General features: G+C 48.0%; 26 protein-coding genes and 1 tRNA gene. 6 read left to right on the forward strand and 21 right to left on the reverse strand.

Features of this window, described 5'->3' with window-relative positions; genetic code table 11:
* Positions 1–93 precede the first annotated feature (93 nt).
* Complete coding sequence (locus B9A14_RS10900) at positions 94–291, forward strand: DUF3006 domain-containing protein (RefSeq protein WP_084665722.1); 198 nt, start codon at positions 94–96, stop codon at positions 289–291.
* On the opposite strand, the gene B9A14_RS10905 is transcribed toward B9A14_RS10900, so the two are convergent.
* The 10 genes from B9A14_RS10905 to B9A14_RS10950 all read right to left on the reverse strand — a co-directional run bounded on the left by B9A14_RS10905 (position 278) and on the right by B9A14_RS10950 (position 9,492).
* On the reverse strand, positions 278–1,093 hold the full coding sequence (locus tag B9A14_RS10905; protein ID WP_157109933.1) for a M55 family metallopeptidase: 816 nt from the start codon (positions 1,091–1,093) through the stop codon (positions 278–280). The two genes, B9A14_RS10900 and B9A14_RS10905, sit on opposite strands and share 14 nt — an antisense overlap.
* A gap of 103 nt (positions 1,094–1,196) precedes the next feature.
* Entirely contained in the window at positions 1,197–1,913 is a 717-nt protein-coding gene (locus B9A14_RS10910; RefSeq protein ID WP_084665724.1) for a LysM peptidoglycan-binding domain-containing protein, read from the reverse strand.
* A 331-nt stretch (positions 1,914–2,244) separates the two neighbouring features.
* The gene (locus tag B9A14_RS10915) at positions 2,245–3,525 is read right to left on the reverse strand and encodes an IS110 family RNA-guided transposase (RefSeq protein WP_084664592.1); all 1,281 of its coding nucleotides are present in this window, start codon (positions 3,523–3,525) and stop codon (positions 2,245–2,247) included.
* Between the two features lie 203 nt (positions 3,526–3,728).
* Positions 3,729–5,168, reverse strand: coding sequence for an aspartate ammonia-lyase (locus B9A14_RS10920; RefSeq protein ID WP_084665725.1), 1,440 nt, complete (start codon positions 5,166–5,168; stop codon positions 3,729–3,731).
* Positions 5,168–5,629 carry a methylglyoxal synthase gene (locus B9A14_RS10925; RefSeq protein WP_084665726.1) on the reverse strand — a complete coding sequence of 154 codons (462 nt, stop codon included), beginning with the start codon at positions 5,627–5,629 and terminating at the stop codon, positions 5,168–5,170. The genes B9A14_RS10920 and B9A14_RS10925 overlap by 1 nt, the downstream gene beginning before the upstream one ends.
* A complete protein-coding gene (locus tag B9A14_RS10930) occupies positions 5,584–6,258 on the reverse strand; it encodes a YkgJ family cysteine cluster protein (protein ID WP_172839135.1) in 675 nt (224 codons plus the stop codon). The genes B9A14_RS10925 and B9A14_RS10930 overlap by 46 nt, the downstream gene beginning before the upstream one ends.
* Positions 6,259–6,317: 59 nt before the next feature.
* On the reverse strand, positions 6,318–7,538 hold the full coding sequence (hydF, locus tag B9A14_RS10935; RefSeq protein WP_084665728.1) for a [FeFe] hydrogenase H-cluster maturation GTPase HydF: 1,221 nt from the start codon (positions 7,536–7,538) through the stop codon (positions 6,318–6,320).
* A 118-nt stretch (positions 7,539–7,656) separates the two neighbouring features.
* Positions 7,657–7,893 (reverse strand): Sec-independent protein translocase protein TatB, encoded by a 237-nt coding sequence (gene tatB, locus B9A14_RS10940; protein ID WP_084665729.1) that lies wholly within the window; start codon positions 7,891–7,893, stop codon positions 7,657–7,659.
* 58 nt (positions 7,894–7,951) lie between these two features.
* Positions 7,952–8,677, reverse strand: a complete 726-nt coding sequence (gene tatC, locus B9A14_RS10945) for a twin-arginine translocase subunit TatC (RefSeq protein WP_231967714.1) — start codon at positions 8,675–8,677, stop codon at positions 7,952–7,954.
* A 122-nt stretch (positions 8,678–8,799) separates the two neighbouring features.
* The gene (locus B9A14_RS10950) at positions 8,800–9,492 is read right to left on the reverse strand and encodes a polyprenyl synthetase family protein (protein WP_084665731.1); all 693 of its coding nucleotides are present in this window, start codon (positions 9,490–9,492) and stop codon (positions 8,800–8,802) included.
* A 207-nt stretch (positions 9,493–9,699) separates the two neighbouring features.
* On the opposite strand from B9A14_RS10950, the gene B9A14_RS10955 reads away from it, so the two are divergent.
* From B9A14_RS10955 to B9A14_RS10970, 4 genes are all read left to right on the forward strand, one after another.
* Positions 9,700–10,182: a hypothetical protein gene (locus B9A14_RS10955; RefSeq protein WP_084665732.1), complete on the forward strand. Its 483-nt coding sequence runs from the start codon at positions 9,700–9,702 to the stop codon at positions 10,180–10,182.
* Positions 10,183–10,184: 2 nt separating this feature from the next.
* Entirely contained in the window at positions 10,185–10,502 is a 318-nt protein-coding gene (locus B9A14_RS10960; RefSeq protein WP_084665733.1) for a hypothetical protein, read from the forward strand.
* Positions 10,503–10,654: 152 nt separating this feature from the next.
* The gene (locus B9A14_RS10965; RefSeq protein ID WP_084665734.1) at positions 10,655–12,118 is read left to right on the forward strand and encodes a sensor histidine kinase; all 1,464 of its coding nucleotides are present in this window, start codon (positions 10,655–10,657) and stop codon (positions 12,116–12,118) included.
* Positions 12,096–12,749 carry a response regulator gene (locus B9A14_RS10970; RefSeq protein ID WP_084665735.1) on the forward strand — a complete coding sequence of 218 codons (654 nt, stop codon included), beginning with the start codon at positions 12,096–12,098 and terminating at the stop codon, positions 12,747–12,749. The genes B9A14_RS10965 and B9A14_RS10970 overlap by 23 nt, the downstream gene beginning before the upstream one ends.
* A gap of 96 nt (positions 12,750–12,845) precedes the next feature.
* Here the strand turns inward: B9A14_RS10970 and speD are convergent, their stop codons facing one another.
* The 4 genes from speD to B9A14_RS10990 all read right to left on the reverse strand — a co-directional run bounded on the left by speD (position 12,846) and on the right by B9A14_RS10990 (position 16,551).
* The gene (gene speD / locus B9A14_RS10975; RefSeq protein ID WP_084665736.1) at positions 12,846–13,223 is read right to left on the reverse strand and encodes an adenosylmethionine decarboxylase; all 378 of its coding nucleotides are present in this window, start codon (positions 13,221–13,223) and stop codon (positions 12,846–12,848) included.
* Positions 13,224–13,320: 97 nt separating this feature from the next.
* Positions 13,321–15,243: an FAD-dependent oxidoreductase gene (locus tag B9A14_RS10980; RefSeq protein WP_231967716.1), complete on the reverse strand. Its 1,923-nt coding sequence runs from the start codon at positions 15,241–15,243 to the stop codon at positions 13,321–13,323.
* Between the two features lie 51 nt (positions 15,244–15,294).
* Positions 15,295–15,372 (reverse strand) — tRNA-Pro (locus B9A14_RS10985).
* Between the two features lie 81 nt (positions 15,373–15,453).
* The gene (locus B9A14_RS10990; protein ID WP_084665737.1) at positions 15,454–16,551 is read right to left on the reverse strand and encodes an ABC transporter ATP-binding protein; all 1,098 of its coding nucleotides are present in this window, start codon (positions 16,549–16,551) and stop codon (positions 15,454–15,456) included.
* A gap of 434 nt (positions 16,552–16,985) precedes the next feature.
* Between B9A14_RS10990 and fliD the strand changes: the two genes are divergently transcribed.
* On the forward strand, positions 16,986–18,269 hold the full coding sequence (fliD, locus tag B9A14_RS10995; RefSeq protein WP_084665738.1) for a flagellar filament capping protein FliD: 1,284 nt from the start codon (positions 16,986–16,988) through the stop codon (positions 18,267–18,269).
* A gap of 230 nt (positions 18,270–18,499) precedes the next feature.
* On the opposite strand, the gene B9A14_RS11000 is transcribed toward fliD, so the two are convergent.
* From B9A14_RS11000 to B9A14_RS11025, 7 genes are all read right to left on the reverse strand, one after another.
* Entirely contained in the window at positions 18,500–20,107 is a 1,608-nt protein-coding gene (locus B9A14_RS11000) for a Na/Pi cotransporter family protein (RefSeq protein WP_084665739.1), read from the reverse strand.
* A gap of 43 nt (positions 20,108–20,150) precedes the next feature.
* A complete protein-coding gene (locus B9A14_RS11005; RefSeq protein ID WP_084665740.1) occupies positions 20,151–21,338 on the reverse strand; it encodes an anaerobic glycerol-3-phosphate dehydrogenase subunit C in 1,188 nt (395 codons plus the stop codon).
* Positions 21,335–22,561: an anaerobic glycerol-3-phosphate dehydrogenase subunit GlpB gene (glpB, locus tag B9A14_RS11010; protein ID WP_084665741.1), complete on the reverse strand. Its 1,227-nt coding sequence runs from the start codon at positions 22,559–22,561 to the stop codon at positions 21,335–21,337. Before glpB ends, B9A14_RS11005 begins: the two co-directional genes overlap by 4 nt.
* A gap of 2 nt (positions 22,562–22,563) precedes the next feature.
* Complete coding sequence (locus B9A14_RS17260; RefSeq protein WP_157109934.1) at positions 22,564–22,779, reverse strand: hypothetical protein; 216 nt, start codon at positions 22,777–22,779, stop codon at positions 22,564–22,566.
* Between the two features lie 20 nt (positions 22,780–22,799).
* Positions 22,800–24,071, reverse strand: a complete 1,272-nt coding sequence (locus tag B9A14_RS11015) for an FAD-dependent oxidoreductase (protein WP_084665742.1) — start codon at positions 24,069–24,071, stop codon at positions 22,800–22,802.
* 84 nt (positions 24,072–24,155) lie between these two features.
* Positions 24,156–24,941 (reverse strand): ABC transporter permease, encoded by a 786-nt coding sequence (locus tag B9A14_RS11020; RefSeq protein WP_084665743.1) that lies wholly within the window; start codon positions 24,939–24,941, stop codon positions 24,156–24,158.
* Complete coding sequence (locus B9A14_RS11025) at positions 24,941–25,801, reverse strand: ABC transporter permease (RefSeq protein WP_084665744.1); 861 nt, start codon at positions 25,799–25,801, stop codon at positions 24,941–24,943. The genes B9A14_RS11020 and B9A14_RS11025 overlap by 1 nt, the downstream gene beginning before the upstream one ends.
* Positions 25,802–25,863: the final 62 nt, after the last annotated feature.

Here is a 25,863-nt window from a genome sequence, read left to right on the forward strand (position 1 = left end):
TCGCCACTTCCTACTTTTTTTCCTGCTACTTGGAAGCTAGATTTTTTCGGGGTTTAAAGGGTATAATCAAACAGGAGGGATAACAAAGTAGAAATGCTAAAAAAACAACCGCCCTTGATCATAGAGCGGCTAGATGAAGACCAGGCTTTTATAAGATTTAACGGCCAAACCTTTTCCCTTCCCCGTGTTCTTCTTCCCCGGGCGGCCCGGGAAGGCGATGCCTTAAAAATAGCCATCGCCCTTTTATCTCCCCACCACCTTCCCACCAGGAAGGGTTCTACCCGTTCTTAGCCAAGGCAGCCATGGCGCGGAAGGCGCGGTAGGCTTCTAAATAATCTTTTGTTTCATAGATAACCGTCCGGGGCCCCCGGCGCTTGCTCCGGGGTAGTAGAGAGGCTGCTTCGGCCTGGGACACCTCCTTAAATTCCATCTCCAAAGTCACTGGAGAGGGGGGCTTAAAGGGGGTATAAGATTTTAAATCTCCCAGGGCCTCCACCACAGCGGCTCTTATTTTCTCCCTGGCCACCATCGGATTAAGACTATAAGCTGAATGGTAGCCACGCGCTTCCTTTACCACCACTGTTTTTATTTTACCCAAAAGCTCCCGGGCCTCGGTACAAGCCACGTTATCCCCAGATAATACTACCACAGGTACCCCATAGAACCCGGCCACCCAGGCGTTAAGCCCTATCTCTCCTACCTCTTGGCCATTAACCCGGCAGGATAATATGGCTGCCGTGTAGGTGTGGGCAAGATTGCCTGGGCTACCAGCCCGGGCATGATACCCTAGGAAAAAGGCAGCACTAAAGCCTGGGCCTATCCCTTCCATCATTCCTAGAGGCTTGGGGGCGCCCGTGATCAGACAAGCCCTAAAGGATAGGGCTTCACCTTCGAGGTTATGCATCCGGTTATGGGCATCATTCACCACAATACGTATAGCCCCGGCGGCTAAGGCCCCGCGTATAGCCGCGTTAACCTCTCCGGTAAATAAGCGACAGGCCCGCTGGTACGCGGTACCTCCGGATGATTCCACTTCTTCCCAGGTTGTTACTCCCGCTACACCTTCCATGTCGGCCGAAATATAAATGCGCAAAATTTTCTCCTCCCCTACCATTCCTCCTTCATTACTCTTTTTATGCTCTTTAACCTAAGATATTACCCTCTATATTAGGCAAAGGTAGTAGCCCCACACAGCTTTACCACCATACGGGTAGGAGCCCACCCAGGACTACGGGACCGAAAAACAAAGGTAACCGGACTCCCACTACTAGGAAGGGGAGGACTCCCCAAGGGCTGGGATCTGGTCTTAAACGATGATGGCAGATGAGCATACCATGTCCGACAGTATGCATGTCTTCCGTAACAAAATCATCTTCCTCTCTATAACGCACCCACAACATATATTTATCCATACCTAAGGTATGAGGATCAGGTAAGTCCCAGGCTACCACAGTGACCATCCTTTGGTCCCCATCCAGTAGTCCCATGCCCTTAGCCTGGGGCGCGTGCTCTGTTCCGAATAAGGCGAAGGCTAACCGTCGTAAAAGTAAGGGGCGGAACACGGGTATACACAGGCGCTGGCCAGGATAAATGAGGTTGGGATCCGTTATCTGGGGATTGGCTTCTACTATTCTTTCTACTGTGGTACCGAAGCGGCGGGCAATTTCAAAGAGGGTATCTCCGCGCCTAACCACGTAAATAAAGCCCCCAGGGCAGAAAAACCTTTCCTTAAAAGGAACACATATTACCTGCCCGGGAAATATATGATCGGGATCGGCTATATGGGGGTTAGCTGCTATCAGTTCATCTAAAGGGATATTGAAACGCTGGGCGATCAGGAACATGGTATCGCCACGCTGGACTATATAGGGAAAGCCGCCAGGGCAGAATGGTATATGTTGACTTTTAGCCATGGGTAACCCTCCTATCTCAATTTTTTGCTTAAATCTCCCTCTATCTCTCGCTCTCTTAGATTTTCAAGTTTTTCATCCTCCATCTAAGAAACGAGAGAGAAGGGTTAAAAATTACCATGGGTATTTTTGAGTATTTTTTATCCTAAGGTTTTGGGTGGACCCTCACCTTAAAATTCGCCCCCAGGCTACCCTATCATTTCTCGCAGGGTCTTGCCCTTTCATTCCTTCGTCCTGCCTTAAGGGGGCGGGTGGGGCCTGCCTTTACTTAATTACAGGGTCTATGCCCTTATGGAGGGATTTGGCTTCCCCCACCCAAAACCTCCCTAGCTCTTTAAGCTACTTTCTTTAGTTGTTCTTCCCGGTATTTCCCTAATACTTTGCTGGCATCATATTCCTTCTTCTGGGTAATAAGGGTAAACATCACCCGCACTAGCTTTAAAGCCACAGCTACTAGAGCCTGCTTCCTCGTTAAAGGATTTTCCGGCCTCTTTAGGAAATAGTGATATAGCGCTTTAAATTCTTTGTTCTTAGCCACTAGAATAAGGCTCGCCTGGTAAAGTAGATTCCTTAGCCCCGGCCGACCCCTCTTGGATATGGTGGTCTTGGCCTTCTGTTTCTTCCCCGATTTCTGGGCCGTTAGGTTATAACCAGCTAGTTTCCGTATCTGTCTCCAGTGCTGGTATTTCGCTGGGTCACCTATCTCCCCTAAAAAGCCTGCCGCTGTTACTACCCCTACCCCAGGAATGCTTAAAAGATAATTCGCTAAACCTGTCTCCTCTAGGTATCGCCCCATGGCTTCCTCTGTCTTCCTTATTTGACCTTGGTAAAACTCGATTTCTTCCAAGCAGGCTTGAAGTTTGACTTTAGCCCCTTCTAGCCCTTCTTTAACACCTATGCTCTTTTCTGCTGCTTGCCTTAGAGCAAGAGCCCTCTTTATCCCTACTCTACTGTTCGAGGCCTGTTTTAGCCCTTCTTCTAGTTCTTCTAACTTTAGGCTTAATATGTCCTTAGGAAAGGGACAGTTCCTTAAGACCCACTGGGCTGCCTTGCCTAAAAGACTCTTAAATACTTCCATTAGCTCGGGAAAATATTCATCTACTATGGCTTTAAGCTGGCAGAGGGCAGCGTTAAGTTTTTTGTGTTCCTGCTGCCGGGTAATATAAAGGGTCCTCAGTTCTGCATATATCCCTTCCGGTAAGATGCAGTGCAAGAATTTGCCCTCTTTTACCAGTTGGGCTATAAGGCCTGCATCCTTGCGGTCGTTCTTGTCTTGGCTATTGTCTTCCATCTCTTTGCTGTTTTTAACGTGATAAGGATTTACAATTACTACAGTGTAACCTGCCTCTTTTAGGAAATAGGCTAGAGGTTTCCAGTAGTGTCCTGTGGGTTCCATGCCTATAATGATACGTTCCGCCTTCTCTTTCTCCTTGGCTTCGCTTATTTTCCCTAGTAGACGGCAGAAACCTTCTCTGCTATTATGAAAGTAGAACGGTTTTACTACGTCGATACCCATGCTGTTATATATCCGGGCGTAATGGTTTTTCTTAGCTACATCCACTCCCACGATCAGCACGTTGCCATAAACTAAGGCTTTCTTTTCGGCCTTTTGCATCGCTTGCTCGCCTCCTGGTATCTGAGGTTTTGTCGTTCAATTCCTTTCTACCAGGAGGCTTTCTTATTGGCAACGGCTATCCTAAATCATTACAGGAATGCTTTATTTTTATTAGGAAGAATTTGCTATTTTAAAATATGCAGGGTTACCCTGGCTGGTGAAGAAAACCATAAAAGAATAAATGCCCGGGATATAAAGGCCTATTAGGCTTCAAATTGTTGTCTACCTTTAAGCCTTTTCTTAAGGATTTTTTCTCCCGCTATCCCAGGTTTTACCATTTCCTCGGGCGAAAGGATAATATTTAGCTCCTCTGGGGACAGGAGGCCGCGGCTTAAGACCACCTCGCGAATGCTCATACCCTTAGCCGCTGCCTCTTGGGCTACTTGGGTAGCCTGGTCGTAACCCAGGTAAGGTACCAAGGCGGTGACCAGTACCGAGCTCTTCTCCAGGAGCTCCCGGCAGCGCTCCGGCCGAGCAGAAATTCCACTGATGCAGCGCTCACGGAAAATAAGGGCGGCCTGGGCCAGTATCTCCATAGATTCTAGAAGAGCGTGGGCGATAAGGGGAGCGAAGGGGTTAAGTTCCAGCTGTCCCCGGCTGGCAGCCATGGTTATTATCAGGTCATTGCCCATTACTTGCAGGGCCACCTGGTTCACCATTTCCGGGATCACCGGATTGATTTTACCTGGCATAATGGAGGAACCTGCCTGCACCTCAGGTAAACGTATCTCTGCTGGTCCTCCGTAAGGGCCGGAAGATAAAAAACGCAGATCGTCAGCTATCTTGCTTAAAGTGACCGCCGCGGCTTTAACCAGGCCTGAAACCTCTACGAAGACATCCATATTTTGCGTGACATCCATCATATTCTCCGCCCGGGCTAAACCAAAGCCCGTCAGCCGGCGCAAGTGCTCTACTACCAGGTAAATATACTTTAAAGGCGCATTTAGCCCTGTCCCTACGGCCGTACCTCCCAGGTTTACTTGGCGGAGCCGCTCCTCCACCTTATAAAGCCGCCACCGGTCTCGAGCTACAGCCTGGGCGTAAGCGCTGAATTCCTGCCCCAGGGTAACGGGAACCGCATCCTGGAGCTCCGTCCTCCCTATCTTTAAGATACCAGCAAACTCCCGCTCCTTTTCCTGTAGGGCTTCCTGTAGCTCGGCTAGCCGGGTGGCCAGGGGTTCAAGTAACCTTAGGGCCGCCACGCGCATGGCTGTAGGGTAAACATCGTTGGTGGATTGGTGAAGATTTACATGGTCGTTAGGATGAATATAAGCGTAATCTCCCCGGGGCCGGCCCAGGATCTCTAGAGCCCGGTTAGCGATTACCTCGTTCACGTTCATGTTGGTTGAGGTACCAGCCCCTCCTTGGAAGGCGTCCAGGATGAATTCTCCCTCTAGCTCGCCTTGCGCCACCTCCCGACAGGCGGCGATAATGGCCTGGGCGCGTTCGGCGTCCAGGTATCCCAACTCCCAGTTAGCCCGGGCCGCTGCCTCTTTTACCGTGGCCAGGGCCTTGATCAATTCCGGGTGCACCCGATGGCGGCTTACCCGGAAGTTTTCCGCCGCCCTTAAGGTATGGATACCGTAATAGGCCGTAGCCGGTACCTCCCGTTCTCCCAGGAGGTCGTGTTCCACCCGTACCATTACTTGCGCTCCTCCCCATTAACACTATCGAGGAAGCCTAATGAAGCCCGACGGCTCCAGGATGAAGGATCGCACTCCTTCCCAGTATCCTCCTCGAGGCGCCGCAGATGTTTAAGAAAAATAGAAGCCGTAGCGAGATTGGTAGCCGCAGGGATGTTATGTACATCACATATACGCAGGAGAGCATTGATGTCCGGCTCGTGGGGCTGGGGGGTCAAAGGGTCGCGTAAGAAAATTACCATATCCAGGCGGCCCTTAGCTACTAGGGCCCCCATCTGCTGGTCTCCACCTAGAGGCCCGGACAACAAGCGGTGTACTTTTAAACCCGTACGGGCCATGATTTGCGCTCCAGTGGTTCCTGTGGCGATAAGCCGGTGCCGGGCAAAGATATCGCGGTGCTGGTACACGAATTCCACTAGCTCCTCCTTCTTACGGTCATGGGCGATAAGGGCGATACGCATGAAGCCTTCCTCCTAGTTAATTTTTTCCATAATGCGGGCGAGCATATATCTCGCAAATATAAACTGGGCAGCCGGAGCTTCCCCCGTTCCCAATAGAAACCAAGCTCATCTTGCCCCCGGTTTACAATGGCCGAGCGCAGAGCCAGGCTCCGGTAAGTGGCTGGACAACAATAATAGGTGCGGCATACCAAAGGGCGATAAGGATAAAGACGGCAGAGGTGGCTGCCGGGGGTAAGGAATATACAATATCCTTCGGCATCAGTACTTAGGGTGATATCCCAGGCTGGTCCTATTTTGCGTACCTGGCAATATTTGGATAGCACTTCCCGGAGGGGCATATCCCGGCCGGTAAGGGCCTTAAGGCCCTGACGCAGGAGAAACACATCGGCCAGGGTTAAGGGTAGGCGGTCCCGGCAACAATGGGGGCACCCATAGCAACTTCCACCGGGCCGGAAAGCCCTGTAGAGTTCAAAACCTTCTACCTTCTTTAGGGCTTGCAAGTAATCCTCTACCGTAGCTTCAGGTGAAGCAACTGCTAAATCGTATCCTCCTTTTCCGTTTACATACCATGGCCTTACCACAATCGGCTCCATATCCATCTTCCCCATAACTTTATTGTTATCCTTCACCCAGGCCAACGCTAACCCCTAGGTCCCTTCCCTCCTCTAGCCTTCTTCTTTCACCTTCATCAAGAATCTTCCTCCCACTCCATTTTGGCCAAGGGGAAAGGTTCTAAGGCGCGATCCAGTATACCGTGGACATAAGCCAGGAAAATGCCGTAGTTCACTATGGGTACCCCGGCCGCTTTGGCGGCCTGGATGCGGTAGAGCATCTCTCGGCGGGTGATCATGCATCCCCCGCAATGGATAATAAGCTGATAAGGGGATAAATCTTCCGGGAAGCTCCCGCCGGAGACCCACTGGAAGTTAAGCTCTCCTCCTACATACTGGCGGAGCCAGCGGGGTATCTGTACCTTTCCTATATCATCGGGCTGGCGGTGGTGGGTGCAGGCTTCGGCTATGAGTACCCGGTCGCCGGGTTTTAAATGCTTTATGGCCTTGGCCCCCCTCACCAGCTCCAGGAGATCTCCTTTATACCGGGCCATAAGAATGGAAAAAGAGGTCATCCAGACCTCCCGGGGTGTATCGGCAGCTACCTTTAAAAAAGCCTGGGAATCCGTGATCACTATCTTAGGCCGCGGGATCTTAGCCAAAGCGGCCTTAAGTTCCCTCTCCTTTACCACCAAGCCCATAGCATCATTGTCCAGGAGGTCGCGCAGGACCTGCACTTGAGGTAGGATCAAACGGCCCTTCGGGGCGGCCGTATCGATGGGCACCACCAGCACAGCTAGATCCCCTGGTTCCACCAGGTCGCCCACCAGGTAAGGAGCCTCGAAATCCGCGGGTGCCGCCTTTATCAGCTCTCTTTTTAGCTCCTCTATGCCCTGGCGGGTCTTAGCGCTTACCGGGAGTACCTTTTGCCCCAGGGATTGCTCTAGTTCAGCAAGGTTTGCCCTCCCGGCTACATCGATCTTGTTAAGCACAGCTACTACCGGAATCCTTGCCTCAGCCAAGCGGGCCTTAAGCTCAAGCTCATAGTCTCCTACTCCGTACCCGGGATCCAGGACCAAAATAGCTAGATCAGTCTTACGGAGCACCTCCAACGTCTTCTTGATCCTCAGCGCACCCAGCTCACCGATATCATCGATGCCGGCCGTATCTATGAGGACCACCGGGCCTAAGGGGAGAATTTCCATGGATTTAAATACGGGGTCTGTAGTAGTACCTGGTATGCTGGAGACCACAGCCAGCTCTTGGTTGGTCAGAGCGTTTATCAGGCTAGACTTACCCGCATTACGCCGGCCAAAAAGGGCTATGTGGAGCCGGTTACCCCTGGGAGTATCTAACATATCCCTTCACCTCCTTTCCCCATCCGCAGAAAAAGGAGCCGCTTAAATTTCTAGCGACTCCCTTCCCCGTGAACTACTCCTCCCTTACAGAAGGGCTTCCTGTTTCCCTACGGGAAAATTAAACCTTCCCTTCTTTTTCCCTAACCTCCGCCTTACCTTCCATCTTACTTTGCGTTTTGATTTCCTCCAACTTTGCAGCCTCTTCTAGCTCCTCAGTTAAGGAAGAGGTGGCTTTCTTGAATTCCCGTATCCCCTTGCCCAGAGCCCGGCCTACCTCTGGAAGTTTACCTGGTCCAAAGAGGATCAAGGCCAGGACCAAAATAAGGAGGAGCTCAGGGACTCCCAAGTTAAACATAATTTTTTCCTCCTCTCTCTACTAAAAAAGTTTTACTAAAAACCTCCTAAACCTCCTTTTATACTTCCTCGCTCTCCACCTTTTCCTGCCGCCGGCGTACCAGGTAAGAGAGCCAAACACTGCTTTCATAAAGGAGTACCATAGGCAATCCCAGAAGAAGCTGGGAAACAACATCCGGCGTGGGGGTTATCACCCCAGCTATGACCATGATAACCAGCACCGCTAGTTTACGATTCCTGGCCAGGAACTGAGGCGAAACCAAGCCCAGCCTGGTCAAGAGCATGATTACCAGAGGTAGCTGGAAAACCAGCCCGAAGGGCAGCACGAAGGTGGTAAGAAACCCCAAATACTTGGATATGGTGATCAACGGCTGGAACCCCTCGCTCGCTGTGACTAGGAAGAACCGCAAGGCAACAGGAAAGACTACCAAATAACCGAAGATTATCCCGCTAAAAAAGAGTAAAAGAGAAAATGGCATCACTATATAAACCCAGCGACGCTCATGGGGGTGCAGCGCTGGAAGGATAAAACTCCAAACTTCCCACAGAATAACAGGCAAGGCCAGGAAAATAGCAGCTAAAAAAGATATCTTTATAGATGTAAAAAATGCCTCTCCCGGCGTAATATATACCAGGGTAACCCCCAGGTCCCTTACCGGCCGCGTAAGCAAAGCTAGAAGCTGGCTCCGGAACCCGAAATAAGTTATCACCGTAGCCACGGCCAGGGCGGCTAAGGAGACAAGCAAAACCTTCCGTAATTCTTCTAGATGCTCAGTAATGGTCATGGACTTGTCCTCCACCGCTCCCACCCCCAACCTATTATATCGCTAATTTGTGTGTTGCGGCAACCTCGGGAATCCCTTGGGGGTAAAAGCCCCTTGCCCGTCCAACACCTACGCTTTTGCCCTTAGGTGGCTAGCTTCCGGGCTTCCATGGGTGCACACATCGCCCGGAATATCTCCCAGGCCCGGCTTCTTTCAGGGTTATCCGGGATTCTTTTAAGGGTTGCCTCGGCTTCCCGGAGCAGGACGGTTGGGACTGACTGCCCCGCAGACCGTTCCCACCAGATAGCCCCCAAGGTACGACCAACTTCATACCAAAGGGACGCCTCTTCCAGGTCGGCCCCACCCAGGAGTGCCCCGAGCTTAGCTGCGTTGCCCCCTAGGAGGGCCCTTACCTCCCGGATGATCTCGTCAGTGTCTTTAGCTTCTTGGGCTTCCCGCATCTTGATCAGGAGGAGGTGTATTTGGCATATCATGTTCGCCAAGGTGGGCAGAAATTCAAGATTGCCATCCCGGCAGAGAAGTTCGAAAAACTTGGTGTAGAAATAGTCCCCCCATAAGGTAGGCCGGGCGGCCTCTTTACCAGCGCTGGTATGGATGAAAGAAGCCAGGAAGATAAACTGAAAAACCGCAGCCAGTGATATTAGGCGTGGACCCTGAAACCTGTAAAATTGCCCGCTTATAATAACCATGGCAGGTAAAAATTCCCAATCCAACCTGCTTAAAGCCGGCCAGGTTACCCTTCCCTTTTCCCTTTCTAAATGCTGCTGAACAGCCGAAAGCTCCCTAGTTAGTTCCGGACATAAACATATGGTCATTTTCGAGTACTCCTTGAGGAATACTGGAGTCATAATTCGCCTTAAGAAGCGCCTTTCCTGCCTCTTTTCTTCATTTAAGTCTTAAAACATTGTTTGCGAAGGGACATTTATCCCTTGTTTTTGGGACAAATGCCTCCTGCAATGTTCTGTGATTAATGAAAAAATTATAGTGTAAACAAGTACAATACCTAGAAGGAGGGAATGTGTGTGCTACAACAGTTTATCGGCACCAGTCCTTGGCACTGGAAAGCCGCCTTTCATGGTTTATTTGCATTTATTTTGTTGATTTCTTTTGTCTGGTCTTTTGAAGCTATTATTGGGATCAGTCCTGCTTCCATCCGCCGTTTAAAGATAGGTACCATAGTGATGTCCGCGGCTTCGTTTTTAACTATTGTATGGGGTACCTGGCTTTACATCGGCTATCGCTTGCCGGATAATGCGCGGGCCTGGCTAATTAAGAATGCGCCTTATGTCCATAAGTTTGGTATGGAATTTAAGGAATTTATAGCCTTGTTTTCCTTACCTCTAGCAGTGACAGCTGCCTACATTGTCTGGACCATGGGAGAAGAACTGATAGAAAATAAGTACGCCAGATATGCCCTGTTGGTGTGTGTGACCTTAGGTTTTATCTATATCGCCGCAGCCTTCGGCCTCGGGGCCGCTATTACTAAAGTAAAGGCGGTGAGCTAGGTATGGGAACTGCAAAAGAAACTAAGATCGCGGCTGCCCTCGTTGGCACCGGGCTGGGGATGCTAGCCCTGGCTTTAGCCCATATGATATCGGAGCTGAATAAAGCTTTTAGCGACGCCATTACGTTGCACAAAGGAATTGGACCCTATTCGGGCAAAATGTTAATTGCAGCGGTAGTCTGGCTGGTTAGCTGGGCTATTTTGTCGGCAACCTTAAAACCCACCTTCTCCTTAAGGAACGCCCTGATCACTTTACTGGTACTGGCGGCGTTGGCCACCCTTATCCTCTATCCACCTTTCCTGTGGCTTCTGGAGGGATAATTAAAAAGAGCAATTTTCCCCCAAACCAAAGGGTATCGCAGAAGAGCGATACCCTTTCTTGACTTTTCCTAGAGGGAAAAGCAATTTATCCGCCGAAGTATTAAGTATAATTTGAAGTATATCTTACCAAGGTATTCCGGGTTGCTAGTGAGGTGTTTTTTCTGAATCTGGCCCTTTACGGTTTTTTCCGCGATAACTACATCCAGCTTTATTTTGTTTATGGCTTGTCTTTTTTCCTGATGGGCTTCGGTATAGCCCTGCAGGCCCACGCTTTTCGGTCCAGCCAATTTACCCTGGCGGGGAGCCTTTGGCTTCTGGCCGCCTTTGGATTAACCCATGGGCTGGTGGAGTGGGGGTTTATCTTTATACCTTTACATGCCCAAAAATTGTCTGAAGGGATTATATTGTATTTAAGAGCCTGGCAGATGTTTTTGACGGCCCTTTCTTATTACTTTCTTTTCCTATTTGGCTCTCGCCTCCTAGAACGGGCTAAAGGAAATTTGTTATGGTTGAGGTGGATTCCCACAGTAATTTTCGGGGTTTGGTTTATTAACTTTATTCTCTTCCGCTTGATTATAGCTAGAACAGATGGTGAGTGGTGGTTGACAGCCAGCGATATTTGGGCGAGGTACCTGCTGGCTTTACCCGGTTCTGTTTTAAGTTCTTATGCCCTTTTCCAGCAAATACGCGAGGTGGAGAAGCTGCGGATGCCTCATGTGGTTAAAAATCTGGTGCTGGCGGCAACCTCCTTTGCCATTTATGCCTTAGCAGGCGGACTTATAGTTCCCCGCGCTAGCTTCTTGCCCGCCGCCGTTGTCAATATGGAGAATTTCTTCCGGATCACTGGCATACCTGTCCAGGTTTTCCGGGCGGTTTCCGGCTCTATCATGGCCTATTCCATTATACGTACCCTGGAGATTTTTGACTTAGAAAACCGCCGTCGCTTGGAAGAAGCCGAAAAATACCAAGCTGTTTTGCAAGAAAGGACCAGGATAGCCCAGGACCTTCACGATACTATTATCCAATCCATTTACGCCATAGGTCTTAATCTGGAAAACTGCCTCTACTTGGTGGACGAAGATAAGGGCCGGGCAAAACAGTATATTAGAGAGACCCTGGGCAGGCTCAACGCGATAATTGCTGAATTACGGAACTATATCATGAATTTGAAGCCTGTTAAGGCCGGCGGAGTGGATATCGTGGATGAGATTTCCCAACTAGTGAATCATTTTATCAGCTCATCTTCCCTGGCGGTAACTCTAAACTTTACCGGTATTCCCCCTGTTAGTTTCGATCCCTCTTATGCCCAGAATTTGTGCCAAATTATTCGCGAGGCGCTAAACAATACTCTGCGCCATGCCCAGGCCACAGAGGTACGGGTTCACGTGCAATTTCAGGAGCGGGGAATTTGTGTTATCATAAATGATAACGGCATCGGTTTTGATCCGGTCAAGGTACGACTGGCCCAACAAACCGGAACCAAGCATGGACTGCTCAACATGACGGAGCGGGCCGCCTGGTGCGGCGGTAGCTTGCACATTAACAGCCGGCCGGGTAGGGGCACCATGGTCACGGTGACTATTCCTTACGGGGCTGAGGAAAATGGAACGGATTAAAGTTTTGATAGTGGACGATCACGAGGTGGTGCGCCTGGGGCTCTCTACGCTTTTGTCCCGGCAACAAGAACTGGAGATCGTGGGGGAAGCCGGGACGGCCAGAGAGGCTGTAGAAAAGGCCCGGCTGCTTTTGCCCCATGTAGTGATTATGGATATAAGAATGCCGGACAAAAGCGGCATCGAGGCGTGCCGGGAGATTAGGGAAATTGACCCCCAGATTAAAGTTATCATGCTTACCTCCTATGCCGACGAGGAGGCGCTATTCGCTTCCATTTTGGCTGGAGCCTCGGGTTATGTTTTGAAAGAGATAGGTTGCCGGGCTTTGGTCGAGGCTATCATAACAGTGGGCCGGGGTGGATCGCTTCTGGACCCGGCAGTCACAGGCAAAGTCCTCGATAAGATGAGGGCGCTAGCCAAGGGCACGGTGTCCCACGAGAGATTAAATGAGCAAGAAAAAAAGATCCTGGCCCTTATAGGTGAAGGCAAGACCAACCGGGAGATCGCTAAAGAACTCTACCTTAGCGAGAAAACAGTAAGGAATTATGTTAGCAGCATCCTGGCTAAGCTAAACTTAAGCAACCGGGCCCAGGCTGCGGCTTATGCGGCCAAGCAACGCTTTATGGGGTTATGATTTCAATATAAAGCTAACAGGCCTTGCCGTTTCTTTTTTATCGGCAAGGCCTGTTAGCCAAATTGCACTATAGGTACTAAAATAAAAATCCCCCTCCTAGAAATTCACCGCCGCCGCCCGCCGGGGTTCAATTATGCCCCGCTGTATTTCGGTAGCATGAACCTCCTCAGCTTGAAATTTGTCGGTGAGGTATTTACAGGCCTCCCAGGGGTTAACCCTTTCCCCACAAGTAAAGACATCTACGGCGGCATAACCTAATTCTGGCCAGGTATGGATTGCCAGATGTGATTCGGAGATGACCACCACTCCGCTCACGCCTTGGGGGCTGAACTTATGGAAGCAGACTTCGCGTATTTCGGCTCCAGCCGCTAGGGCTGCGTTAACCATGATCTCTTCTACCTTTTTAATATCATTGAGAAGCTCGAAGCTGCAACCATAAATTTCAGCCAGTATATGGCGACCCAATGCGCGCAATTATCATTCCCCCTTTACCTTTATGTTTTTTAAAAGAGGCCTTCAATCAAATCCAATTGTACCCTGAGACCCCCCCCTTGTCAACAAAATTCTTCACCTATTTCCTTTCTCCAAGATATGCACATAGCCTCTCAGTAGCATAATAGGCTTCTGCATAAGTTAAGTTAGCGCTGGGTTCACGCCCTGTATACTGGAGGGGTAAAAGCCCCTCCTGCCCAGCCCGCAAGACAGCCGTTTGAGGGTCCAGGCGGGAGATATCCTCTCCTAAATAGGCCAGGAGAAGCTTAGCCGCTTCCCCGCGGGTTAGCGGCCGAGCTTCCAGATAGGGCTTAAGTATTTCTGCTCTAGCCTGGACAAGAACGGCCTTCTCCGGCACAGCCCGTTTTATGGCGTTGGCCGTCATGTAGTAAAAGCTCATCCTCGAGATGGGCTCTTCCAGCCTCCAGTTATTGTCGTACCCGGCTACCACCAGCCCCCAATGGTTTACGAACTTAAGAGCAGGGTAAGCCCAGTGGCCTTCAAGGGGATTAGGAATCTCAAAGGCTTTAAGATAAGCCCCCTGCTGAAGCAAGATCTCCTGGATTTTTTGTACATCCGGTAAGCTTCTGGCGATTTCCCGGAAGCTCTTACCTGTATGTAAGGAATAGGCGGCCGCCACCCCGGCCGCATCACCGGTGGCCATCCCCACAGGTACTACCCGGGTGCTCCCAGAGGCCAGATGGGTATAACCTGCTGAGCGACCTACTACTAAGAGATTTTCTACTTTAAGAGGTACTAACGAACGGAAAGGTATGCTATACATGACCGGCCGGCCATAAACATACCCTGTATCCTGAGGTGAGGTAGCTTGGACATCCACTGGATAAGAGCCGTGGGCGATGCGATCGGGAAAATCCCGGTTAAACACTACATCGTTAATATCTAACTGGTATTCGGCTTTTATGTGCCGGGTTTCCCGGACGTAAAGCTCCGGAGCCCACCCGTCTAGCTCCGCCGTTTTAAAGCCAGGAAGTTTTTCCTGCAAAAAAGCCACAATAGCAGGCAACTCCTTCCGGGCGAGCTCCATACCTTCCCTTTTAGAAGCCTCATTTAGCCCGTCCACCCCGAATATCTGCAGGGCATTGATAAGTACTGTACCGTCCTTCTGGCGGCCTATATTTAAACCCCGAAGCCTTAAGCGAGGCGTGGAGGGCTGGTACTGTTTGGTCACCGAGCTAAACCCCCAGGCAGCCCGGCTGGATATTTTAGCATCCTTGATCTGACCTTTTTTTACAGCTTGCCCCAGGGCCTCCCAATCCACCCCCTTAATACGGAAGATAAGGGTCACCGATTGCCGCCGTTCCTTTTCCCCTATATCCTCTGCCCCAACGGTGTAAGGAACCCCAGCTGCGGCAGCCACGTCAGCATCTTGGGTGGCATCGATCACCCGCTGGCCGTAAAACTTGATTACCTCTCCTCCTTTAACGGCCTCTATCCCTACTATTTTGTTTCCTTCCATCAAGGGAGCGCGAAAGATGGTATTTAAACTCACGGCCAGGTTAGGATACCGTCCTACCATACGGCTGAAGATCTCCTTAGCCTCTTCTACATCAAAAACTTCTCCCTTTACTTGTTGGTAAAACTCCTGAAAAGTCCCCCGGGTTAAAAGCTCCCAGCGCGGGCCAAAGTTCATATCAATAAAATTAAGCCACCCATATGTAAACAGCCCTCCCAAACCGTCCCTTTTATCTACCAAAAGGACTTTAACGCCCTGCCGGGCGGCAGATACAGCAGCAGCTATCCCTTCCGGTTCCCCACCCACTACCAACACATCATAGCTGCTACCGGTAACTGGTGCAGGCGCTGGTGGGAAAGTAGAAGGATCTGGGTTGGCCAGCTTAAACTTGCTTAAACCCATCCTGGCCAGTAGAAGATTATGATACCCCAACCAATAGAGGGTTCCCAACAGTAGTAATAAAAGAACCCCTATTAGTACACCATATAGCCTTCTACCTTTGCTCACTATTTCTTTAGCCCCCATTATCGTTACTAAAAAAGAAAACCTACCCGGCAATCCCGGGCAGGCCGTCTTTGGTCGGAGCGACTGGACTCGAACCAGCGACCCCTACCACCCCAAGGTAGTGCTCTAGCCAAACTGAGCTACGCCCCGACACTTGTTGTTGCAAGATAAAGTATAACACCAGCCAACAACCCTTGTCAAGGCCATGGAGTAAAACCTTTCCACTTGTCCCTAGGCTACCGCTTTTCCGGATTCCTTCTCAAAGAAGTGGGCCCGATCTAGATTAAAAACTAGAGGGACTGTATCTCCTACCCTAGGGAGGCTTGCTCCTGGTAGCCTGGCGGTGACGGATTGCTGGCCTACACTAAAGTAGAGCAGCCCTTCCGCCCCTAAAGGTTCCACTACTTCGGCCTTGACTGTAAAGACCCACTCGGGCTTTTTCTCCCGTAAAGCCTGATCTACCGTTATATCCTCTGGCCGTAGGCCTAAAATCAATTCCTTTCCAGGAGCCTTAAGCTTCTTTTCTATACCTTGCGGGAGGGGGAAGCTGAAACCGTCTCCCTTAACTTTTAGAGTCCCCTGATCCTGCTCGACCACTACAGGTAAGAAATTCATGGGCGGAGAGCCAATAAATCCAGCTACAAACATGTTAGCTGGCCGCTCGTATAAGCCCATGGGTGTGTCTATTTGCTGGATGACACCGTCCTTCATGACAACTATCCGGTGGCCCATGGTCATGGCTTCTACCTGGTCATGGGTAACATATATAGTTGTTACCCCCAACCTCTGCTGGAGCCGGGTGAGCTCCGCCCTCATCTGCACCCGGAGTTTGGCATCCAAGTTGGAAAGGGGCTCATCCATCAAGAACACTTTGGGCTCCCGTACTATAGCCCGGCCTAAAGCCACCCTCTGCCGCTGACCACCAGACAACTCCTTAGGCTTACGGTGCAAGAGGTGTTCTATTCCTAAAAGCTTGGCTACTTCTTCCACCCTTCTCTTTATCTCCGGTTTGGGAACCTTCCTCATCTTGAGGCCGAAGGCCATATTATCAAACACGTTCATATGGGGATATAAAGCGTAATTCTGGAAGACCATGGCGATATCCCGGTCTTTAGGTGGGACATCATTTACTAACCGTTCTCCAATGTATATCTCGCCTTGGGTTATATCTTCCAGGCCAGCCACCATGCGCAAAGTGGTAGTCTTACCGCATCCTGAAGGACCTACCAAGACCACAAACTCGCCGTCCTGAATCTCGAGATTAAAATCCTTGACGGCTACCACTTGGCCAAATTTCTTCCAGACATTCTTAAGCACTACATTAGCCATTCTTAACTCTTCCCTCCGCAAAATCTTTATTCGACAAAACCCTAAAAAATCCTTTATATTCCTTTAACCTATTTCGTTTTTAGACTTTGGACCGTGTATTTAAGACCTTCTTCAAGGTTCACCTCCGCCCGCCAGCCCAGCTCCCGCCAGGCTTTACTACAATCGCACCTGCGCGAAACAGTAAAGATAGTAACTTCATGCCCCTGGGCAACTAAAGTATACTATATTGGGATCCGATAAACCCGGCACCACCAGTAACAAGAATACGCAAAACAATATCCTTCCTTTCTTAGTCTGATTTTGATATGATTCTCCTTCTTTTGCTATTCTCCTTCCAAACTTAAAAGCACCCAAGGAAAATCTTTACTTTAGATGTTTATAGGCGATATAATAATCTTGAAGCAATTCTTTAATAAATTTAAGGAGAAATCCGTATGGTAAACCCAATATATGGCAGCTATTGGTATCCTAATTATTGGCTAGCAGGTTATCTTTTAAATCCGCTGGCTCCCTCTTATCCTTACCAGGCAATAAACCCTATCCCTGTAGGCCAAGAAGCCTTATGGGTAAATAACTGGACCCGGCAGCAGTCTTCCCTTTTAGCTAGTACTCTAACTTCTCTAAGCAACTATGCCCGCCAACTTTGGGAGGCTTCCCAACCCTTGCAGCTTAGCACCAACAATAATGTCTTCTTGCAGAGAGCTGCCACCTCATCCGCTCCCAATGCCGTTACCGCCCAGGCTGAACCGGGCGCCACTCTAGCTACCTATGCTATAAGTATAAGCCAGATCGCCACCGCCCAGCAAAACTTAGGCCTAAGTTTATCCAGCACGTCGGCTGCTGGGCTGGCGGCAGGCACCTATACCTTTACCCTTCAGGTAGGTGGGAAGACCTACACCATATCCTTTACCGTTAACGCAGGGGATACCAACCAGACTGTCCTCAACAATATGGCCCAGGCCATAAATGCCTCGGGCGCTCCAGTTACCGCCCAAGTAGCTACCGATATTGTAGCTGGTACCAGCCGCCTGGTTTTAACCGCTAATAATACTGGTACTAGTAATGCCTTTACCTTAACCGATGTGACCGGCAACGCAGTAGCTTATACCGGGGCTAACACGGTTTCCGTTGCCGCCGCCAATGCCAGCTACACTCTTAATGGTGTACCCTATACCTCTCAAAGCAACACCATATACCTGGACAATCGAAAACTGCGCTTAAATCTCTTGGGCACGGTAACTAACGCCACTATTACAGTTACTCCTAATATCCAAGCCATAAGCAACGCCATTAATAATTTCGTGACAGCCTATAACAACTTGGTAACCTTTACAGCGCAAAATTCGCAGTATATAAATCCTGAGCTTCTTTTTAGCTTAAAACAAAGCTACAGCTATCAGGCCGCGAACCTCACTGCCATAGGCATTACCCAGAATCCGGACGGCACTCTAGCTGTAAACCAGACTGCCCTTACCAGCGCCCTCCAGAATAACTTGGGACTGGTAGAAACTGCCTTCAGTGGTATCAACGGCTTAGCTGTGACAGCTGGACTTAAAGCCCACCAGGTCTTCACCAGCCCTTTAAGTAGCTTTGCTAATCCTTTGCCGCAGCTTAATACCACCTATCTTTCCTCTTACAATTGGTGGGGCCTCTTAAACACTACCAGCCTCTGGGCTCTCCTACTACCGCCAGGTCAACTCTTAAACCGGTTGGTTTAACGATTTAGTTAAGCTAAGAAAAAAGCCGAAGCGGTAAGGCATAGGGCCTCACCGCTTCCTTATTGAACCTTCCAGGCGGTTTTTTTTAACTACTTTTCCGGGGAAAGGTAACCCAAGCCCTTTTAAAAAGTTATCCTGCTAACGCCTCCAACTATTTTCTTCCGTGTCAGTGTCAGGTTCACAAAAAGCCAAACGTTATGGAACATCTACACTAAGGAGCCCGAGATCCCTTAAATAATACCCATCACTGCCTCGGCAATACTTACACTATGCATGTTGAGGCGTAAAAACTGATTAATGAGCTCCATATGGACAGAAGTAGTCTCCAAGCTAAAGCGATTTTCTTGTTGCAACCTCTGAAAATGGGAACATCGCAAGTCTTTTTCTAGTCGTAAGATCTCAGGACGGCGGCGAATAATCTGCGCTGCCGCCACCTCGTCATTAGCGGCAAAAGCTTCCATTGCCCCAACAAAATTTTCCTGGACCTTTTTAAACATCTCTTGTAGTTCCGCCTGGCCCTCCGGTGAAAATTCCACTCCACTGGCCTCTATTTTCTGCCACTGGTGCGCCATCTCTACCAGCACATCCCCTATGTGTTCCAGGTCGTTAGCTATATAAAGCAGTTTAATTTTGGATATTAATTGGTCTTCCCCCAGGTTCTCCTCGGGTATGCGCACCAAGTACCGGGCTATCGCTTGGTATAAGTAATCCAAAATATTGTCCAGCCGTTTAAGTTTCAATAATAAATCAACTTCTCGCTCAGCTAAAGGCCGCATGACACGAGGAAACATTTCTTGCTTTATAATATTAGCCATGCGTAAAAGTTCCCGGGAAACGTTGGCTAACGCTATTTCTGGTACCTCTACAACTGAAGGATCAAGATATTTAGCTACTTTCTCTTCTTCTGGCGCGTCAGGTAGTAGCTTTATTGTCAGTTGCCCTACCCAGGTAGTAAAAGGAAGGAAGATAAGCATATTAATCACGTTAAACAAAGTATGGCCATTGGCAACTTGCCGGGCTATGTCCGGCGAGGTTGCTTGCGCCAGCCAGGTATAAAGTCTTAAAAAGGTCAGAAAAATAATTACTCCCCCTAGCTTAAATAGGAAATGGGCTACTGCTACACGCTTTGCTTCCCGCGATAGGGCCAAGCTAGATATAAGGGCAGTGGCAGTAGTCCCCAGATTAGCGCCCAGTACTACGGCTAATGCTCCATATAGGGGCAAAACCCCTTGGGCCGCCAGCGTCATAGCTACTACTACAGTAGCCGCACTTACTTGTACAAAAGCGGTAAAAAGGGTAGCAACTATAGTCATGAGCCAGGGATGAGAAGCTAAATGGTCTAAAAGGTGGATAAAGCCTGGCATAGAACGCAATGGTATAGCAGCCTCGCCCATAACTGCTGCCCCGTAAAAGATAAGGCCGAAGCCTATCAGAGCTTCTCCCAAATGTCTCCACCGAAAACGCTGGGAAAAGAGATAAGGTATAAGTCCAACAACTACAGCCCATAAAGCATAGTCACTCAACCGAAAGGCTATAAGTTGGGCTGTTAAAGTAGAACCTATAGCTGCCCCTAATATCACTCCCAGTGCCTGGCCCAAGCTCATGAGGCCGGCATTGACAAAGCTAACTAAGAGTACTGTAGTAACAGCACTGGTCTGCAGAAAAATGGTAACCAGTAGCCCTGCCAGCATACCATAAACTCGATTTTTAGTTACCCTCCCCAGGATATACTGTACTTGGCGGGATGCTGCTTTCTGAAGGCCCCCACTAATCATGTGCATACCAAAGAGGAAAAGGGCCAGTCCCCCTGTTAAACTGGTGACCGCATTAAATAACATACTCTGACCTCCCAAAATTTTTCTGCCTTTTAAGCCATTAGGGTTAATTCTTCTTTTGGACTGAACCCCAAATGATCATCAGGGGATGTTGCACTCTCTGGCCAGTTCCAAAACTGATTTGCATAGCACAGGAGCCACAATCAGTAACCACTCCCTCAGGTGCCAGTTGACCAATGGCGTTAAATAGAGAATTGCCAATGGCCATTGAAAGATAATGTTTCTCTTTCTTAAAGCCAAAGGTACCAGAAAGGCCACAGCACCCGCTATCTATCAGCTTTACCTTAAGTCCCGGAATAAGGCTTACTAAAGAATAACTGGGAGTCCCTATACCCTGAGCCATAGTGTGGCAAGGTGTATGGTAAGCTAATCTTTGAGGTAAAGGATGTAAGAAATGGTGTAACCGTGAGCTATACGCTTCCAGATATTCCGCATAATCATAAGTTGCCTTAGCTACCAGTTCAGCTTCTTGGGTTCCTAATTCGTCCAAATAGACTTTTTTAAAGGCCAGACCGCACGTAGGACAGGTGCAGATGACTTTAAATCCAGCCTGCACTAAAGGTAAAAGGTTTTCTATATTCTTTCTAAACAGCCTGTGAGCCTGTGCGCGGAAACCGTTAGTCAAAAGTGGTATGCCACAGCACACCTGTTGAGGAACTATGACACTTATTCCGAGAAGCTCCATCAAATTAACCAGGGCTTTACCAATACTAGGCTCATAATAATTCGCATAGCAACCTACAAAATATGCCACTTTTTCCTTGTTTAGTGACTTGAGTGAACGGCTCCAGTGTAAAAAGGACTGGCGGGAGTAGTGTGGAAATGGGCGTTCAGGCGAAATTGCTAGTACCTTATCTAAAAGCTTTTTCCCTAATCTACTTGTCAACAAGGTATTAGCTAGTCCTGCAAAAGCAGTACCCCAAAAACCTGAAAGGTGGGGATAGCCTAATATTAGGTCGCGCCAGTAATGGTTTTTGGCTTTTACGCTTGCTTCTTTGACTTTTATTATTAGCTGGGTTATCTCTACTCCGTTAGGGCACTTTAGCTCGCATCTTTTACAATTAAGACACCAGTCCACTGTATCTTCGACCATTCCTGGCCTTAATAACCGAGCTACCTCAGGGCCAGCATATTTGGGCCCTGGAAAGATCTTTGTGTGCTGTACGACCGGACAGACTTCTAAGCATGCGCTGCATTTAAGGCACCGGTCAATTAGATTAACTAAATAACTCATCTTTTATTCGCCCTTCCAGCTTCTAAGGCTGCTTTGTATCCTGTAGCAATGGCTACTCCTCCACCATTTGCTTCAACAAAGGGGTCGTACCCCGCCAGTATTCTGCCAGCACAAAAAACGTTTCTTAGAAGCACTTCTCCGTTCGAGCTTAAAGGTTGTAACTTATTATTTACCCTTATCCCACATTTAGCAAACCCGTGACTTGTATATCCTAGACACCGCTCGTTAGTCCAATTACCTGGGTTTTGAGTAACTGGAAATCCAAAGATCACCTCTTTTACCCTGGTTTGTTCTAATAAAAGACCACCACCTGCAATACCTCCAGTAGCTAGAACATAACTTTCTCCCTGTATGAGCCGCGGCCTACCGGGAGTATTAACCAACACGCCATAGCAATAATCTCCTGCCACTTTAGCTTCTTCTACAGGAAAGCCTAAAAGAATTTCTCCCCCCAGTTGGCGCAATCGCGTAAAAAGGGCCTCTCTCAAGCGGACTCCGGGGACAGACGGCGGAAGGGTGGGAACTTCGAATATTGGAACCCTAAGAATTTCTTCCATTTTACGTTTTATAAATAGGTGGTGACGCAACCCTAATACTGCAGGGAAAGCAACGCTGGTAATTTTATTATTAATAAATGGTTTTACCTGCTTTAGTAGCTCTGGCCATTCTTTGTCCAGATATACAGCCAGGTCGAGACTGCTAAAATTGTTTTTGCCATAGCCTATTTCTACTTCGGCTACTTGCCATTGATAACCCCTCGTATTTATTCCTGTTACCATTAGCTGAGCACTAAAATCCCGAAAACCTTTAAAATCTATTGCCAGTACCCGGTAATCTCTTTTAGCTCCTACCTCTTGACTTTCAGGTAATAGGTAAGTAGGACGGAAATCTCCTGTAGCAGTAGGTACCCAGGAGTTTCGGCTGCCCGAAGGGTTATTATATGGGCACTCATTCCTAATCTCCTGAACAAAAAATTTAAGTGCCTCGCGTATATCTTCCTCGCTTACTAAAGAATAGGGATGATCTGGTCTTTCTTGGACTAGTCTTTTTATTGCTTTCCATGGGTCATCATCTAGCCCGCAAAGATCAATACAACCTGTCTGCCAAAAAAGGGCACTTTCTCCCGCAGAAATAACTATTGTTTTTTTACCTTGACGTAAGCTCCATAGGGCAGCCGTCATACCCGCTAGGCCACTACCAATTACAACTATGTCGTATCTCATTACTACTCTCCACCCAATCTAAAATTACCCCCGTAAATACCCCGCATTATTTCTATTTGCCTAGCTTGGTCACCCCATAGCACATATTTGTTCCCCTTCCAGCGCTCTTCTATCGTTCTTTCGATAAAATTCAAGCATGCCTCATAATTGACTACTTGTTGACGGTAAAGATGAAGTGCCCCACGCCAGATGCAAAATGTTCCTTGACAGGGCCCCATCCCTAACCGTGTCCTTTTTCTTACGTTACCAGGCGTAATATCGATCTCTTTAATAGCTTTTTGGAAGTTTTCTTCCGTAACTGTTCACACTCACAGATTAAGGAAGAATCCCCCATTGGAAGGTGTGGTAAAGTAATTACTGGTTCTGGTAATGGCTCTTCCATTGTAGTACAAGGCTTGGAAATCCCTAGTTCACGCGCTATCAAATCGACCGCCTGTTCTGCCATAAGCCTGTAAGTAGTTAATTTCCCCCCCACTATGGAGAAAAAGCCCTTCAGATGGTCAATTCTCCCGTGATCCAGCACTGCAAATTCCCGAGGAACTTCTCTTCCTGAAATGTCGCTATTTATACCACTATATAGTGGCCGTATACCAGCATAGGCCCGCAAAATTCTTCTTTGCGTTAAGCCAGGTATCAGGTCGTCCCCCAGAGCGAGGAGATATTTTATTTCTTCTGCAGTAGGACACAGATCGTCAGGATCGCTCGTGGGAACATCAGTAGTACCAAATAAGCTAATAGAACCTGCCGGGACCAAGATGTCCCCGTCTCCTGGATAGCGCAAACGGTTAATCACTCTCGCAGTTAATCGCTGGGCGAATACCAATATGGTCCCTCTACCATAAGCCATATTAAGGTGAATACCTGCCATAGCAGCAATCTTGGCAGCCCAGCTTCCAGCTGCATTTACAACAATTTGAGCTTCAACCTTGTATTTCTCGCCAGTTTGTGTATTTTCAAGTATGGCACCTCTAACCCTTTCGCCTTCGATAACTAACTGAATGACCCGGGTTTGATTGAGTACTCTGGCCCCTCTTTGCACAGCACCTCGGATATTCATCCATACTAGTTCGAAAGGATCAACAACCGCATCGGGGACCCAGAACACTCTACTGATGCGTTCCGAAAGTAAAGGCTCCTTCTGCCTGGCTTCATGAACCCCTATCTCTTCAACGGGTATTTTAAGGCGTCTGGCAACTTTTACCCACTGTTTTAGGTATTCATAATCGTCACCGGGAAGATATACAAAATAGCCCCCGGTATTTTCAATCGCCTTCCCCGCAATCCGCCGTAAAATTTGGTTCTCACGGTAACACTCTAAGGCTACGTCACTATCCTGAATCAGATAGCGGCACCCGCTATGTAAGAGGCCATGACACCGGCCAGTTGCTCCATAGGCAGGATCATACTGCTCGACTAAAATTGCATCTATACCTCTAAGAGAGAGATCCCATAAGATGCCAGCACCAGTAATGCCACTTCCAATTACCAGCACTTCAGTCGTAAGTTTCATGTTTTCTAGTTCCACTCCTTACATCTTTTGCTAATTACTTTTTATAGGGACGTTATGTAAAAGAGAGGGGTTACTTAATTTTATTTAAGTCGAGCTTTTAATCTTGCTGCTAATGTAGTTAATCAACAAAAATGAGGCCACTGAAATATAAACTAGGATTGCTGAAACAGCACTAGCTATTCTCATATCATTGCGGAGCTGTTGGAATAAGACTAGAGGAAAGGTTTGGGCTTTAAACCCCGCTACCATACTGGTTACTTCAAATTCTCCCATCGATATAGCAAATACTAATAGGGAACCACTCAGAATACCGGGCATCACATTAGGAATCACCACATACCATAATCGCTGCCAAAGTGAAGCGCCCAAACTGGCAGCTGCTTCCGACAAAATGCGCTCATCTATAGTCCTGAAGCTAGCAAGAACACTTCGAAACATAAATGGAAACCCTAAAAGCGTATGAGCTATAATTACTATATAAACTGTACCCGTAAGGGCTAAAGGTTCTCTAGTGAAAGACTGGAGCAAAGCTAACCCAACAATTAACGGTGGAATCACTAATGGAAGAACCTGAAAAGTGGTATCGATAAAATTACCTAAGAACCCTTTAAGGCGGGTAACAGTATAAGCAGCTGGAACTGAAATAAATATATTAAGAAGAACAGCAGAACTAGCTACAATCAAAGAAACTATTGCTGCTGGTTTATATTTAGGATCACTCAATATCAATTGATACCATTTTAGAGTAAATCCTTCTGGCCAGAGCCCCTGCCAAAAGAGACTAAATGAATATATTACTGGGACTACCAAAGGGATAATAATAAATGCTAGGAGAAGAAAGAAAATGGCTTGGTTTAATCGTCTTTGCATTAAGATTTACCCCTCCCTGGCTGCAAACGACGTTCTAAACTCGAAATAAGAATTAGAATAACGGCTATAAATATTGCTAACACTACAGCTAAAGCATCTGCCTGGGGAATATTAAAATTACTTTCCGAAGTATGGGAATAAATTTGTAAAGATAATAGGTTTTTTTCCATCCCTGTTAAAGCTAAGGCAGTACCGAAAGCCCCCATCATTCCTGCAAAGAGAATAGAAATACCACCAAGAAATCCTGGTAATAATACTGGAATGATAATGTATCTCCATAATTGCCACCCCTTGGCCCCCAAGCTTCTCCCTGCTTCTATAAGACTAACATCAAGGTTCTCCATGGCAGCTGACATCACTAAAGTCATCAATGGTACTTCAAAAAACGAATAAACTACTACAAGACCTACCCAAGTATAAAGGTCAAATTGCCAACCACCGGGTAACCTAAGTAGTTTTAAAATTATATTAAAAATCCCATTGCGCCCCAATAATACAATAAAAGCGAAGGCAACCACTAATCCAGAAAGAGTCATGGGAATAGAGAAAAGGGACATTATAATACTCTTCATCCTTTGGGGAAATTTGGTGATAACAAAAGCAATAAAGGTCCCGGCCACTGCTCCTACTAATGTGGTAGCAATAGAAAAAAGAAGGCTATTTTTAATCGCATTTAGGTATTGGGGTGAAGTAAGTATATTGTAGTAATTAACTAGAGTAAGGCTCCCTGTATTATTATCTATGAAGCTACGTACAAGGACATTTCCCAGCGGGAAAAGTATAAAAAGCCCTAAGAAAACGCCTATAGGAAGAAGAAAAATATGCTCAATTAAGTTTAGCCCTTGTAAGGTAACTCTCATAAGTTTTGGTAACCTCCTTGCGGGGGCCAGTTTTTAAATGAACTGGCCCCCCTATTTATGCA

This window comes from Thermanaeromonas toyohensis ToBE (assembly GCF_900176005.1).
Lineage (GTDB): Bacteria > Bacillota > DSM-521 > Neomoorellales > Neomoorellaceae > Thermanaeromonas > Thermanaeromonas toyohensis.

Excerpts from the sequence above, each read along its gene's own strand:
- B9A14_RS10900 (WP_084665722.1), top strand. The coding sequence starts at position 94 with ATGCTAAAAAAACAACCGCCCTTGATCATAGAGCGGCTAGATGAAGAC.
- B9A14_RS10910 (WP_084665724.1), bottom strand. The coding sequence starts at position 1,913 with ATGGCTAAAAGTCAACATATACCATTCTGCCCTGGCGGCTTTCCCTAT.
- B9A14_RS10915 (WP_084664592.1), bottom strand. The coding sequence starts at position 3,525 with ATGCAAAAGGCCGAAAAGAAAGCCTTAGTTTATGGCAACGTGCTGATC.
- B9A14_RS10920 (WP_084665725.1), bottom strand. The coding sequence starts at position 5,168 with ATGGTACGGGTGGAACACGACCTCCTGGGAGAACGGGAGGTACCGGCT.
- B9A14_RS10925 (WP_084665726.1), bottom strand. The coding sequence starts at position 5,629 with ATGCGTATCGCCCTTATCGCCCATGACCGTAAGAAGGAGGAGCTAGTG.
- hydF (WP_084665728.1), bottom strand. The coding sequence starts at position 7,538 with ATGTTAGATACTCCCAGGGGTAACCGGCTCCACATAGCCCTTTTTGGC.
- tatB (WP_084665729.1), bottom strand. The coding sequence starts at position 7,893 with ATGTTTAACTTGGGAGTCCCTGAGCTCCTCCTTATTTTGGTCCTGGCC.
- tatC (WP_231967714.1), bottom strand. The coding sequence starts at position 8,677 with ATGACCATTACTGAGCATCTAGAAGAATTACGGAAGGTTTTGCTTGTC.
- B9A14_RS10950 (WP_084665731.1), bottom strand. The coding sequence starts at position 9,492 with ATGACCATATGTTTATGTCCGGAACTAACTAGGGAGCTTTCGGCTGTT.
- B9A14_RS10960 (WP_084665733.1), top strand. The coding sequence starts at position 10,185 with ATGGGAACTGCAAAAGAAACTAAGATCGCGGCTGCCCTCGTTGGCACC.
- B9A14_RS10980 (WP_231967716.1), bottom strand. The coding sequence starts at position 15,243 with ATGGGGGCTAAAGAAATAGTGAGCAAAGGTAGAAGGCTATATGGTGTA.
- B9A14_RS10990 (WP_084665737.1), bottom strand. The coding sequence starts at position 16,551 with ATGGCTAATGTAGTGCTTAAGAATGTCTGGAAGAAATTTGGCCAAGTG.
- fliD (WP_084665738.1), top strand. The coding sequence starts at position 16,986 with ATGGTAAACCCAATATATGGCAGCTATTGGTATCCTAATTATTGGCTA.
- B9A14_RS11000 (WP_084665739.1), bottom strand. The coding sequence starts at position 20,107 with ATGTTATTTAATGCGGTCACCAGTTTAACAGGGGGACTGGCCCTTTTC.
- B9A14_RS11005 (WP_084665740.1), bottom strand. The coding sequence starts at position 21,338 with ATGAGTTATTTAGTTAATCTAATTGACCGGTGCCTTAAATGCAGCGCA.
- glpB (WP_084665741.1), bottom strand. The coding sequence starts at position 22,561 with ATGAGATACGACATAGTTGTAATTGGTAGTGGCCTAGCGGGTATGACG.
- B9A14_RS17260 (WP_157109934.1), bottom strand. The coding sequence starts at position 22,779 with ATGGGGCCCTGTCAAGGAACATTTTGCATCTGGCGTGGGGCACTTCAT.
- B9A14_RS11015 (WP_084665742.1), bottom strand. The coding sequence starts at position 24,071 with ATGAAACTTACGACTGAAGTGCTGGTAATTGGAAGTGGCATTACTGGT.
- B9A14_RS11020 (WP_084665743.1), bottom strand. The coding sequence starts at position 24,941 with ATGCAAAGACGATTAAACCAAGCCATTTTCTTTCTTCTCCTAGCATTT.
- B9A14_RS11025 (WP_084665744.1), bottom strand. The coding sequence starts at position 25,801 with ATGAGAGTTACCTTACAAGGGCTAAACTTAATTGAGCATATTTTTCTT.